At 68.0% G+C, this 13217-nt stretch carries 9 protein-coding genes; 2 read left to right on the plus strand and 7 right to left on the minus strand.

Annotated features, from left to right (window positions below):
- Positions 1-24: 24 nt before the first annotated feature.
- The 6 genes from nagE to HMP09_RS00455 all read right to left on the minus strand — a co-directional run bounded on the left by nagE (position 25) and on the right by HMP09_RS00455 (position 8407).
- On the minus strand, positions 25-1728 hold the full coding sequence (nagE, locus tag HMP09_RS00430; protein ID WP_176498713.1) for an N-acetylglucosamine-specific PTS transporter subunit IIBC: 1704 nt from the start codon (positions 1726-1728) through the stop codon (positions 25-27).
- Positions 1725-4220 (minus strand): phosphoenolpyruvate--protein phosphotransferase, encoded by a 2496-nt coding sequence (gene ptsP, locus HMP09_RS00435; protein ID WP_176498714.1) that lies wholly within the window; start codon positions 4218-4220, stop codon positions 1725-1727. The genes nagE and ptsP overlap by 4 nt, the downstream gene beginning before the upstream one ends.
- A 76-nt stretch (positions 4221-4296) precedes the next feature.
- Positions 4297-5451, minus strand: a complete 1155-nt coding sequence (gene nagA / locus HMP09_RS00440) for an N-acetylglucosamine-6-phosphate deacetylase (RefSeq protein ID WP_176498715.1) — start codon at positions 5449-5451, stop codon at positions 4297-4299.
- Positions 5448-6530, minus strand: coding sequence for an SIS domain-containing protein (locus HMP09_RS00445; RefSeq protein ID WP_176498716.1), 1083 nt, complete (start codon positions 6528-6530; stop codon positions 5448-5450). The genes nagA and HMP09_RS00445 overlap by 4 nt, the downstream gene beginning before the upstream one ends.
- 105 nt (positions 6531-6635) lie before the next feature.
- Positions 6636-7397, minus strand: a complete 762-nt coding sequence (locus tag HMP09_RS00450; protein ID WP_176501485.1) for a copper homeostasis protein CutC — start codon at positions 7395-7397, stop codon at positions 6636-6638.
- A gap of 35 nt (positions 7398-7432) precedes the next feature.
- Positions 7433-8407, minus strand: a complete 975-nt coding sequence (locus tag HMP09_RS00455; RefSeq protein ID WP_197942445.1) for a N(4)-(beta-N-acetylglucosaminyl)-L-asparaginase — start codon at positions 8405-8407, stop codon at positions 7433-7435.
- A 246-nt stretch (positions 8408-8653) separates the two neighbouring features.
- Here HMP09_RS00455 and HMP09_RS00460 point away from each other — a divergent pair, with 246 nt between their 5' ends.
- Both HMP09_RS00460 and HMP09_RS00465 read left to right on the plus strand, forming a co-directional pair.
- Positions 8654-11725, plus strand: a complete 3072-nt coding sequence (locus HMP09_RS00460) for a TonB-dependent receptor domain-containing protein (protein WP_176498718.1) — start codon at positions 8654-8656, stop codon at positions 11723-11725.
- A gap of 318 nt (positions 11726-12043) precedes the next feature.
- The gene (locus tag HMP09_RS00465; RefSeq protein WP_176498719.1) at positions 12044-12898 is read left to right on the plus strand and encodes a serine hydrolase; all 855 of its coding nucleotides are present in this window, start codon (positions 12044-12046) and stop codon (positions 12896-12898) included.
- A 25-nt stretch (positions 12899-12923) separates the two neighbouring features.
- Here HMP09_RS00465 and HMP09_RS00470 read toward each other — a convergent pair whose 3' ends face one another.
- Positions 12924-13202 carry a hypothetical protein gene (locus HMP09_RS00470; protein WP_176498720.1) on the minus strand — a complete coding sequence of 93 codons (279 nt, stop codon included), beginning with the start codon at positions 13200-13202 and terminating at the stop codon, positions 12924-12926.
- Positions 13203-13217 lie beyond the last annotated feature (15 nt).

Raw genomic sequence — 13217 nt, forward strand, 5'->3', positions numbered from 1 at the left:
TGGCGGGGGAGGATAAGTATTGGGCTAGCGGACGAGCGTGCCGAGCACGGCGTCGGTCGCGAGCAGATGCACCTGGCCGGGTGCCGGCCGCGCAACCGCGCGAATACCGAGCTTCGCCAGCCCGGCATCATCCGCCAGGTCCGAGGCATTGAGCTCAACGCGCAACCGCCCGATGTGGCGGCTGGCGGTGCGGACATTCGCGGTACCGCCGAGCGCCGCCTCGATGGCGGAGGACAGGGCCACCGTATCCGCCGTCACGGCCGCCGCCGGTTTGGCCGCGATGTCGCCGCCCAGCGCGAGCGCATCGCGTATTTCCATCGAGACGACGTCGGCGATCGGGCCAAGGACGACCTGGAGCGCGGAGTTCGACGGGCGCAGGATACCGCGGGCGCCGAGCGCCTTCAGCGCGGCATCGTCGACCGCCGACTGGTCGACCACGATCAGCCGCAACCGCGTCGTACAGGCGCTGACCGTCGTCAGATTCGCCCCGCCGCCAAGCGCCTGTGCGAACGCCGCACCGCGCCCGCCCGCACTGGGGGTCGCTACCGCTGCGACGGTCTCCGCTTCACGCCCCGGCGTCGCGAGGTCGAACTTGCGGATGAAGAAGCGGAACAGCCCGTAATACAGCACGAAATACACTGCGCCGACCGGCAGCAGGACGAGCGGGCGCGTCGCCTTGCCGAAATTGAGCACGTAATCGAGCAACCCTGCGGAAAAGCCGAAGCCCATCTTGACGCCGAGCAGGTCCATCAGCGCCATCGACAGGCCGGTCAGCACCGCGTGGACCGCGTAGAGCACGGGCGCGAGGAACATGAAGCTGAACTCGATCGGCTCGGTGACGCCGGTGAGGGCCGAGGTCAGCGCGAGGCTGAGCAACATGCCGCCGACCGCTTTCCGGCGCTCGGGCTTCGCGGCGTGATACATGGCGAGGCACGCGGCGGGCAGGCCGAACATCATCACCGGGAAGAACCCGGCCATGAAGATCCCGGCCGACGGATCGCCCGCGAAGAACCGGCGCAGATCGCCTGATGTGCCGTGGTAATCGCCGGCGACGAACCAGACGATGTTGTTGAGCAGATGATGCAGCCCGGTGACGAGCAGCAGGCGGTTTAGGAGCCCGAACACGAACACGCCGATCGCACCGCTGCCGGTGATCGCGACGCTCAACTGGTCGACGCCCTGGCTCAGCAGCGAAAAACCGAAGCCGAACACCGCCGCGAGCACGAGGCCCGCCACGCCGCTGACGATCGGCACGAACCGTCGTCCGCCGAAGAAGGCAAGATATTCCGGCAGCTTGATCGTCGAATAGCGATTGTAGAGCGTCCCGCCCGCGAGCCCCGACAGGATGCCGATCGGCACGTCCAGCCGCGCCATCGCCTTGGCCTTCCACGCCGCGATCGCGAGGTCGGCAGAGGCGCCGGTCAGCCCTGCGGATATATCGGGCGCGACGGTGATGAGGACTTTGCCCGCCTCGGTCGCAACCAGGAAGCAGACAACGCCGGCGAGACACGCAGCACCGTTGCCGTCGCGGGCGAACCCGGTGGCGACGCCAATCGCGAAGAGCAGCCCGAGGTGCGAGAAGATCGCGTCGCCCGCTGCGCTGACGAAGGCGATGTCGAGCAGGTCGGGCTGGCCAAGGCGGAGCAGCAGGCCGGCGATCGGCAGCACCGCGATCGGCAGCATCAGCGCGCGGCCGAGCGGCTGGAGGGCTTCGAGGATCGATTTCATGCGGTGAACTCCCGGGCGAGCGAGCGGACGTCGGCGGCGGACCCGCATTGTAGCGCGGCGGCGGCATGCGCGCGGCATGCCTCCATCGTCAGTGTCGCGACCAGCGCCTTGATCTCGGGGACCAGCGCCGGTGCGGACGAGAGTTCGGTGACGCCGAGCCCGATCAGGATCGGCACGGCGAGCGGGTCGGAGGCGAGCCCGCCGCAGACCCCGGTCCAGCGGCCATGCACCGTGCCGCCCTTGCAGGTCTGTGCGATCAGGCGGAGGACGGCGGGGTGCAGCCCGTCGATCCCGCTGGCGACGGCGGCGTTGCCGCGGTCCATCGCCAGCGTGTACTGCGTGAGGTCGTTGGTGCCGACCGACAGGAAATCGGCTTCCGCGGCGATCAGGTCGGCGGTGACCGCGGCGGCGGGCGTCTCGATCATCACGCCGACGGGGACCGGGCCGTGGTGGCCGATCTCGGCGGCGACGCGGTCGACCACGGCGCGGACGGCGCGCAGTTCGTCGAGGCTGGCGATCATCGGCACCATGATCCGGCATTGGCCGGCGGGTTTGACCGACAGGATCGCGCGGACCTGATCCTCCAGGATCTGCGGATATGCGAGGCCGACGCGGATGCCGCGCAGGCCGAGCGCGGGGTTCTCTTCCGGCGCCATCGGCAGGTACGGCGCGGGCTTGTCGCCGCCGATGTCGAGCAGCCGGACGATCAGCGGGCGGCCGTCGAGCGCGTCGGCGATCGCCTGGTAATCGGCGGTCTGTTCGGCGACCGTGGGCGCGGCGTCGCGTTCGAGGAACAGGAATTCCGTGCGCAACAGGCCCGACCCTTCCGCGCCGTTCTCGACCGCGAGACGGGCATCGCCGAGCGCGCCGAGATTGGCGAAGGCCTCGATCCGGGTGCCGTCCGCCATGCGGCAGGGTTCGCCGGCCCGCGCGAGGGCTTCGGTCCGGCGGACTTGCGCCTGGACGATCCGCACCTGCGTGGCGACGAGCGTGTCGGCGTCGGGATCGATCCGCAACAGGCCTTCGCCGGCGTCGAGGATCACGGCCGTGTCATCGGCGACGGCGTTCAACGGCGCGCCGATCGCGACCAGCGCGGGGAGGCCCATCGTCGCCGCGAGGATCGCGACATGCGAGGTGGGGCCGCCGCGCTCGACGCAGAAGCCGACGATGTTGGCGCGGTCGAGCGACAGGACGTGCGACAGCAACAGATCGTCCGCGAGCAGGATCGTGTCGGGCGGGAACGACACCGGCGTGCTCTCGACACCGGCGATCAGCGCGAGGAGCTGGCGTTCGAGATCGAGCATGTCGTCGGCGCGCTCGGCAAGCCGCGTATCGGTGCTGGTGCGCAACGCATCGGCCTGCGGACGGATCGCGCCGCGCCAAGCATGACCCGCGCTTTCGCCGCGTGCGATGCCGCTGCGCGTCGTATCGTGGAGCATGGGATCGTCGAGCATCGCCGCATGCGCCTCGACGATCGCGCGTTCGGGGCCGGTTGCGCCGCGGGCGCGCTCCGCGAACCGGGTCGACAGCGTCGTGACGGCCGCATCGAAGCGTGCCTCCTCGACGGCAATGCCTTCGCCGCGTTCGGGAACGACGATGTCGGCGGGACGGAACCAGCGTGCCCGACCGATCGCCAGGCCCGGCGCCGCGGTGACTCCGCTCAGTGCGCCGTCGACCGCGGCGCGGGGCGGCAGGGGCGCGACGGCAGGCGCGCGGGCAGGGGCTTCGGCGGGCTCGTCCATGCCGCTCTCGATCAGGTCGCAGATCGCGGCGAGCGCGGTGGCGGCATCGGCCCCTGCCGCGGTCACGACGATCGTGTCGTCTCGGCGGATCGCGAGGGCGAGCAGCGCGATCGGGCTGCGGAGATTGGCGGTCTTGTCGCCGGATGCCAGCGTCACGTCGGCGTCGAAGCGCTTGGCGGTCGCGGAGAGGCGCGCGGCCGGGCGCGCGTGGATTCCGTGGGGCAGCGGTACGACGACCGTACGCGCGTGCGTCGCGCCGTCCTGGCTTGTCTCGCGGTGCGCGACCGCCTCGCTGGGTTCGAGCGTCATCAGCGGATCGCCGACCGCGACCAGTTCGCTCGAGACGGCGTAGACGATCCTGAACCGATCGGGATTGACGACGACGATCGGCGTGATGACCGCGCGGGCCTCACGGACCAACAGGTCGAGATCGAAGCGGATCAACGGCGCCCCGCGCTCGACCGTGTCGCCGACCGCGACGCACGGGCTGAACCCGCGTCCGCCGAGCGCGACCGTGTCGAGGCCGATATGGATCAGGATCTCCGCGCCCTCGGGCGTGGCGAGCGTGATCGCATGGCCGCTCGGCAGCAGCGTCAGCACGGTGCCGGTGCAGGGGGCGTACAGGCAATCGCCGGTCGGATCGATCGCGACGCCGTCCCCCAGCATCCGCTCCGAGAACACCGCGTCGGGGACCTCGTCGATCGGCGTTGCCCAGCCCTGCATCGGCGCGGTCAGGAGGATGGAGGCCATGGGTGCGTTCTCGATGCCAGAAGGGGAGGGCTCGATGCCGGAAGGGATGGGCGCAAAAGCAGGGTAGCGCGACCGGTCAGGCCGCGCGCGCCCCGCCGATCCACGTACCGACCGGGTGCAGGTCGCGCGTGAGGACGACCCAGTCGGCGGTGCGGCCGACCTGCACCGTGCCGCGCTCCTGCGACAGCCGCAGGAACGCCGCCGGATAGGTCGCTGCCATCGCCGCGGCGATCTCGGGTGCGACGCCGAGCCGGTCGACGGTGTTGCGGACCGCGCCGGCCATGTCGAGATCGGAGCCTGCGAGCGTGCCGTCGGCGCCGACGCAGCGACCACCCTCGACATGGATCTCGCGGCCCTGCAGCACGAACGACTTCTCGGTCGCGCCGACGCACGGCATGGCGTCGGAGACCAGCATGAACCGGTCGTGCGGACGCGCGCGCAGGGCGATCCGCAGTACCGCATCGTCGACATGGAAGCCGTCGACGATGATCCCGCAATACACCGCCTGGTCGTCGAGCACCGCGCCGACCACGCCCGGGGCGCGGTGGACCAGCGGCGACATCGCATTGAACAGATGCGTCACGCCGGTGATCCCGGCGGCCATCCCGGCGCTCGCGGTGGCGTGATCCGCGTCGCTATGGCCGATGCTGATGAGCACGCCCGCCGCGGTCAGCGTCGCGATCTGCGCCGCACTCACGCGCTCGGGCGCCAGCGTCACCATGACCCGGCCGAGGCGGGGGCGGGTCAGCAGCGCCAGCAGGTCGTCGTCGAGATCCTGGAAGCGCGTCGGGTCGTGGATGCCCTTGCGCGCCGGGCTGATCACCGGGCCCTCGATATGGATGCCGAGGACGCCGGGGACGCCCGCGAGGATCGCCGCGTCGACCGCATCAAGCGCGCGTGCGATCACGTCGGGCGTGTCGCTGATCAGCGTGGGCAGGAACGCGGTGGTGCCGAACGGACGATGCGCTGCGCCGATCGCGGCGATCCCCTCGACCGTGGGCGTATCGTTGAACAGCACGCCGCCGCCGCCATTGACCTGCGTATCGACGAAGCCCGGCATCAGCCAGCCGCCGTCGAGGTCGATCGCGTGATCCGCGGCCAGATCCGTGCCCTGATCGGTGGTCGTCTCGTCGATCCGAGCGATCCGCCCATCCTCGACGACGATCGTCGCGTCGTGCAGGACGCCCGCGGGGGTGACCACATGGCCATTCGAAAACCGGAAGATCGTCATAATGTGCGCGTCACTTTGCTGAGATGCGACGGGGCGTCGGGGTTGAACCCGCGAGCAACCGAGAGGGCGTTGACCATGCGGTAAAAGCTCTGGATCAGCAGGATCGGCTCGATCGCCGGATGGGCTTTCAGCGCGGGCAGGACGCCGTCGTCGGTACTGCCATCCAGCCCGGCATCGGCGAGCAAGACCGCTGCGCCACGATCGGCGAACTCGCGGGCCGCATCGCGAACGCCGTCGCCGGCCGCGTCGGACGTCGCGAGCGCCAGCAGCGGGAAGCCAGCCTCGACCAACTGCATCGGGCCATGGCGGACCTCGGCCGAACTGAACGATTCGGCGTGCAGCGCGCAGGTTTCCTTCATCTTCAGCGCCGCCTCGTTGGCGATCCCGAGCCCCATGCCGCGCGCGATCACGAACAGGTTGGTCGCCGTCCGCAGCGGTGCGACGGCGGCGGACCAGTCGAGCGTCCAGGCGCGTGCGAGATCGGTGGGGAGCGCGGCAACCGCGCGACGCAGCCCGTCGTCGTCGGCCCATTCGGCGGTCAATGCGGCGAAGGCGGCGAGCGAGCAGATATAGGATTTGGTCGCCGCGACCGACTTTTCCGGTCCGGCGCACAGCGGGATCAGCGTGTCGGCCGTCTCAGCAAGCGGGGAGGTCTCGTCGTTGACGAACGCGACGACATGCGCGCCGGCGGCCTTCTGCGCGGCGACCGCGGCAAGCAGGTCCGGGCTGCGACCGCTCTGCGACACCGCGATGCACAGCGTGTTGCGCGCGCCGAGCGGTGCCTCGTAGATCGACACGACCGACGGCGCCGCGGCGGCGACCGGGATGCCGGTCTTGGTCCAGATCAGGTATTTGCCGTAGACCGCCGCGTGATCCGACGAGCCGCGCGCGCAGGTCACGACGACCGCAGGCGGCGTGGCACGAAGCCGTGCACCAAGCGCTGCGAACGCCGCCGCGTTGGTCGCGAGCATCCGTGCGACGGCGTCGGACGATTCCGCCGCCTCGCGGAACATCAGCGTGGCGGTTTCCGCGATAGGAGGACCCGTGAGCGGTTGCGGGTTTAGCGGAGGCGGAGTCATCGGAGGCGGGGAGGCTTCGTGCATGGCGGCTCGCTTCGATTGGCGTTCGGCAAGGAGCGAGAGGCCCCCCGACCCAGACTGGTTTGAGTAAGTTATGGATTGGTATTATTCAAGCGCCGCATGTCCGGCCACCATGTTCGCCAGTCGCTCTACCGCGCCGCGATTCGTCGCTGCGCGTTGCGTCGATACGAAGCCGAAGCGCAATTCCGCGGGATCGGCGGCGCTCGTTGCCGGCAGCCGACACGAGGCGTGGACTTCGCGGACACCGGTGGCGAGGATCGCGGGCAACGTCTCCGGCGAGACCCCGCTGCCCGCAAGTATGATGATCCGACCCGCGGCCTGGCGGTGCAGCGCGGCCAGCATCGCCACCCCGTCGATCGCCTTGGGGGCGCCGCCCGACGTCAGGATCCGGTCGAAGCTGAGTGCTACGGCGGACTCGAGCGCATCGGGCATGTCGCGACACAGGTCGAACGCGCGGTGCAGCGTCAGCGACAGCGGACGTCCGCGCGCGGTGCCGAGCGCCTTGGCGTGCGTGACCCAGTCGGCAAGCGCAGCAAGATCAAGCCGGTGGTCGGCATCGAGCGCGCCGATGACGATCCCCGCCAAACCCGCTTCGGCCGCGGTGCGAATGTCGTCGGCGATCAGCGCCTGCTCGCGCGGCGTATAGACGAAGCCGCCTTCGCGCGGCCGCGCCAGGAGGTGGACGGGCACCGCCGAGGCTTCCGACGCAGCCGCCGCAGCGCGGATCAGCGACGCGGGCGGCGTAAGACCGCCGACCGCGAGCGCTGCGCACAGTTCGATCCGATCCGCGCCGCCGGCGATCGCCGTATCGATGCCGTGCAGATCCTCGACGCAGACTTCGAGCATCGTTCGCGCACCCCGCACCCTGTGTTCCGTGACGCTCACGCCTGGAACAGCGATCGCGCCTTCAGCACCGTCGTCTGGCCACGCGCGTCGGTGACCGCGTAGGTAAAGCCCGGCAGCAAACAGAACGCACCGACATTGCCCTTGGTATCGAGCGCGAGGAAGCCGACCTGCACGCCGCGAATCGCATCGCCGCGCAGCTTGGCAATGTGCCGGACGACCTCTTCGCACGCCTGCTGCGGCGTCGACCCGCCGCGCATCGACGCGACGACGCGCGCCGAACCGGCGACGCGGGTGACTTCCTCGCCGAGCCCGGTCGAGGTGGCACCGCCGACTCCCGCCTCCACGTAAAGCCCCGATCCGACCTGCGGCGAATCGCCGACCCGGCCGCGCATCTTGAACGCCATGCCGGAGGTCGTGCACGCTCCGGCCATGCGTTCGTCGGCCGCGCGTGCGAGCAGCCCGATGGTATCGTGATCGAGCGCGCCGCCCGGCGTACGGGTGATTCGGTTTTCGCTATTGGCTTCGGGTTCGTATTTCGCGGTCTTGAGCCAGTCGCGCCACGCCTTTTCCGATTCCGGGGTCAGCAGCGACTGTTGCGGAAATCCCTGGTCCCGCGCGAACCGTGTCGCGCCTTCGCCGACGAGGAAGGTGTGCGGCGTCCGCTCCATTACGCGACGCGCGACGGAGATCGCATGCATCGTGTTCTCGAGCGCGGCGACGGCACCGACTCCGCCGACATCGTCCATGATGACCGCGTCCAGCGTGACGTGGCCGTCGCGGTCGGGATAGCCGGAATAGCCGACGCTGTGGTTGGTCGGGTCGGCCTCGGGCACCATCGCGCCGGCCTCTACCGCATCGATCAGCGATCCACCCTTGGCGAGTTGCGCGAAGGCCACTGCGTTGGCGGCGGCACCGAAATCCCATGTCGACAGGACCGTCGCACCCGTCGCGGGGGCGTCCGTGGCAGCGCCCGATCGGGCACGCGCCCGAGTCGCTGCGAATGGTATCATACCCAAGCCGCCCAAGCCGGCGAGCAACGACCGTCGCGTATTCTCCATCGGATCCCCCTTGCGTTCTTGGGCGCACGCTATCGCAAGGAAGGAGCCACCGCCAGTAGTGACGCCGATTTGCAACATTCCGACGCAAAAGTTCTAGACCGGTATTGTTTCGGCATTGACTGAAACTGCGTTTTGACCAAACCACAAAGGGCAACCGGTATAGCGCTATCACGCAATCGGGTTTTTTTAGGGGTAGGTATGAACTTCGGCCATTCTGTTTCGCGGATCGCGCTCGTCGGATCTCTCGTGTTTTCCGCTACCACGGCTTTCGCGCAGGATGTGCCCGCGCAGGGCGTGACGCCTGCCCAGGCCGCCGCTACGACGCCCGCCGAAGCCAAGGTCGAGGCGGATGCGACAACCGCAACCACCGCCGTCGATCGCGACACGCCGAAGGACGATACGATCGTCGTTACCGGATCGCGCATCCAGCGTCCCAACATGACGTCGGCCGCCCCGATCACCTCGGTCACCGCGCAGGACATCCGCGCGCAGGCCGCGGTCAACGTCGAGGACGTGCTGAACCGCTTGCCGCAGATCGCGCCGGACAGCCAGCAGACCTATAACGACTCCGACGGTCGCCAGCGCATCAAGCTGCGCAGCCTCGGGTTCGAGCGCACGCTGGTCCTGATCGACGGCAAGCGTCTCGGCACGCAGAACGGCCAGGACGTCGGCATCATCCCGCCGTCGCTGCTCGAGCGGGTCGACGTGCTGACCGGCGGTGCCTCGTCGGTGTACGGGTCGGACGCGGTCGCCGGCGTCGTCAACTTCGTCCTGAAGAAGGATTTCGAAGGCGTTCAGATCGACGGCAATTATAATTTCTACAATCACAACAACAAGGACACGGTTGCGTCGTCGCTGGCGCGCTCGTCGGGCTTCAGCAGCCCGCGCGGCCTTACGAACGATGGCGGTCGCGCTGACATCACGCTGACCGCGGGCAAGAAGCTGTTCGACGGCGCGCTGCGGATCAACGGCTTCGTCAACTACAAGCATACCGACGAGGTATTGCTGTCGGCCCGGTCCAATTCGGGCTGCTACCTGACCCAGACCAGCCTGAACGCGCCGCTGTCGTGCGGCCTGACCCCGAGCAGCTCGACGAGCGGGCTCATCACGCCGCTCAGTGGCGCAAACGCCAACGCGCAGTACGTCAACAACCCCGACGGCACGCGTAATTTCGTGCCGTTCGGTCCGGGCGCCGGCAACGCCTCGAACTATTTCAGCAACTACGCGTACCAGCGCCCGTCCGAGCGCGTGAACGCCGGCGGTTTCGTCAGCCTCGACATCGCACCCGACGCCGAACTCTACGCATCGGGCATCTGGTTCCGCGACAAGTCGTACAACAACTATCCGGCGATCGCCGGCGGCACCGTCCAGGTGAACTGCAACAACCCGTTCCTGTCGGGTACGCAGGCAACCGCGATCTGCGGCGCTGCTGCTGGCACGGCTGCGACGGCACCGATCGACCTGCGCTATCGCCTGGGTGAGGGCAATGATCAGCCCGACGCCTATCTGAACACCGGCGTTCGCCTGACCGGCGGCGTCCGCGGCAAGGTTGGCAGCGCATGGACCTACGACGTCGGCGGCGTCTATGCCCGCAACCACCAGGACTACACGCCGAGCTTCGTCAACGCGGCGAACCTTCGGAACTCGATCAACGTCGGCGGCACGCGCGCCGCACCGACCTGCGCAACGACCACGGACGCGGCCTGCGTTCCCTTCGACGCGTTCAGCGCCGGCAACACCAACCCCGCGCTCATCGACTATCTGTATGACCAGGGTACGTCTGCAACCACCGGCACGCTGTACGACGTGCAGGCCAACCTCACCGGCGACCTCGGCAAATACGGCATCACCTCGCCGCTCGCCGAGCAGGGCGTCGCGATCGCGCTGGGTACGGAATATCGCAAGGATACGCTCAAATCGACCGCGGACAGCGTGTATCGCGCAGGCCTTGGCGGCACCGACAGCTATCTGAAGCAGGACGTCTGGGAAGCCAATATCGAGGTTCAGGCGCCGCTGGTTCAGCACCAGCGCTTTGCCGACCTGTTGCAGGTTAACGGCGGTTACCGCGTGTCGAAGTACAGCAGCAATGCGAACACGTTCAACACGTGGAAGGTCGAGGGCATCTACGCCCCCATCAGCGACCTGACGTTCCGCGCGTCCTTCAACAAGGCGCAGCGCGCACCGACGGTGACCGAAATCCGCCAGGCGACCAACGTCGATTTCGCGTCGGGCGGCGCCGGCACGTTCAACGATTTCTGTGCGCCGACCGTCGTCAACGGCCCGAATGGCGTGACCTACGGCGCACCGATCGCGTCGCGTGAAGTGTGTCGTGCAACCGGCCTGTCCGACGCGCTCTACGGCAGCCAGACGCTGTTGTGCAGCAACGGCACCAGCCCGAACGGCTCGGCGGCGTGCACGGTGCGCTCGGGTGGCTTCACCGCCGAACCGGAGACCGCTTACACGCAGACCTATGGCCTGATCGTGAAGCCGCGGTTCGTGAAGGGCTTGGTGTTCTCGGTCGATCGCTACCAGATCAAGATCAACGATTCGCTCGGCTATAACGACTTCAGCTATTACACCGATGGCTGCCAGCGTTCGAACGGCGACGCGTTCTTCTGCCAGGGCATCGTCCGCAACCCCGGCACCGGTACGCTGTATTCGACGGCCGGCAGCAACCCGACCACCGGCTTCATCCGCCAGGGCACGACCAACTACTACACGTCGATCGCTCGCGGCTATGATTTCCAGGCGCAGTACACGCTCGACCTCGCCGGCGCCGGCAAGATCGACTGGAACTTCAACGGATCGCTGGCGACCTTCGCGGGTGGCCAGGACTCGCCGGTCCAGCCGGAGCGCAACTGCGCTGGGTATTACGGCAATGGTTGCGGTCAGCTGCTTCCGAAATGGTCGCACGGCCTGCGCGCGACCTACACGACCGTCGACCGCGGCTTCAGCGCCTCGTTCAACTGGCGCTATGTCGGCTCGCTGACCAATGCGGACAATTCGGGGGATCCGGCGATCGGCGGCACGGACGCGCGTGCGCGGACCAGCTACTACCGGGTTTCGCCGAAGAGCTACTTCGACCTCGCGCTCAACTTCGCGATCGACAAGCAGTTCTCGCTGCGCCTGATCGCGAACAACCTGCTCGACAAGAGCGCGCCGATCGTTCCGGACTCGTACAACGTCGCCCTCGCGCGCACGAACACGATCCCGCAGCGCTACGACTCGCTGGGCCGCAACCTGGCCGTGGGTGCGACCGTCCGGTTCTGATGCTGGTGTAGCCTAGGCTCGTGTCGGCCGACGCGAGCCTCGGACGCCGAGTGAAAGAACCCCGCACTTTCGAGTGCGGGGTTTTTTTGTAGCTCCGGTCCCCGCGATGCCAAGTATCTACCGGGACGATGGCGGTAAACGCAGGGGGGCCCCTCTGGAAACCCTCAAGCATCGGATTTCAGCGCGACCGCGTCCCCGAACCGACCCGGCGCGCGTAGTTTGCCGTTGGCCGCACTGCGTCGCCATGCAACACGATGTGTTCAGGTTTTTCGGTGTAGCGTGGGAACGTCGCTGAAGGACAAGGTTCGAGGACGATCGATGCGCGCACCCCAGTTTTCCCGGCTGCTTCTTCTCGGTATCGCGACAAGCGTCCTCGTCCCGGTACCGGCGGTGGCAAGCTCGCCGGCGCTTGTCGGCCTCGAGCGCGAGTTGAGCAAGCTGGTCGCGGAACGTCCCGGCGACTATGGCATCGCCGCGCTCGACCTGAGCGATGGCTCGACCGTCGCGGTCAATGGCGACATTCCCTTTCCGATGGCCAGCACGGTCAAGATCGCCATCGCTGCCGCCTACCTCGCCGATGTCGATCAGGGCCGACGCAGCCTCGGCGACATGGTCGTCGGCCGGCCCGCCGCGAAGGTCATGGAGTTGATGATCGTCCGCAGCGACAACCAGGCAACCGACCAGTTGCTGGCCACGCTCGGCGGTCCGGTCGCCATCCAGCAGTGGCTGTGGTCACACAAGATACCCGGCATCCGGATGGACCGGACCATAGCCCAGCTGCTTCGGGAGCGCGGCCACCTCGCCGACTATAAGGACGTCGCGACGCCCGTTGCCATGGTCACGCTTCTCCACAAGCTCGACAGCGGCACCGTGCTGACCGCGCAAAGCCGGATGTTCCTGCTCGAACTGATGAGCCGATGCGCGACGGGTACGCGCCGCATCCGCGCGCTGCTTCCGGCCGGCACGCGGGTGGAGGACAAGACGGGCACGCTCGACGGTATCACCAACGATGTCGGGTTCATTACCATGCCCGACGGCCGCCGTGTCGCGGTCGCGGTGTTCGCGCGCGGGGGACGCGATCGCCAGCCCGTCATCGCCGAGGTGGCACGCGTGATCTACGACCGTTTCGCTGATAGCGTCCGTAACGCGGTCGCCATCTTCATGGGGATGTAGCGGCGGTTGCCAGGCACATCGCGGATCACTGAGCGGACGTTTTGATGTCCGTAATTTCGCTGTTCGAAAGGCCTGCAGGTTCCTCGTGCAGGAACTTCAGGAGTTCGCCGATTTCCTGTGCGCCGAATGCGAGATCGAGATCGTCCATTCGGATGGTCACCGATGACCGCTCGTCGGCTGGCAGGCCGGCAACGATATCGGCACACTCTTCCAGCGTTCCTCGTCCAAGCCCCGCCGGTTTCGGATCGTTAGACCCATCCGCCGAGTAGATCGTAGCCGGTTCGCTCAAGGGATACGTCGTCATCGTGCTCGCTTCCGT

This window comes from Sphingomonas sp. HMP9, assembly GCF_013374115.1.
Lineage (GTDB): Bacteria > Pseudomonadota > Alphaproteobacteria > Sphingomonadales > Sphingomonadaceae > Sphingomonas.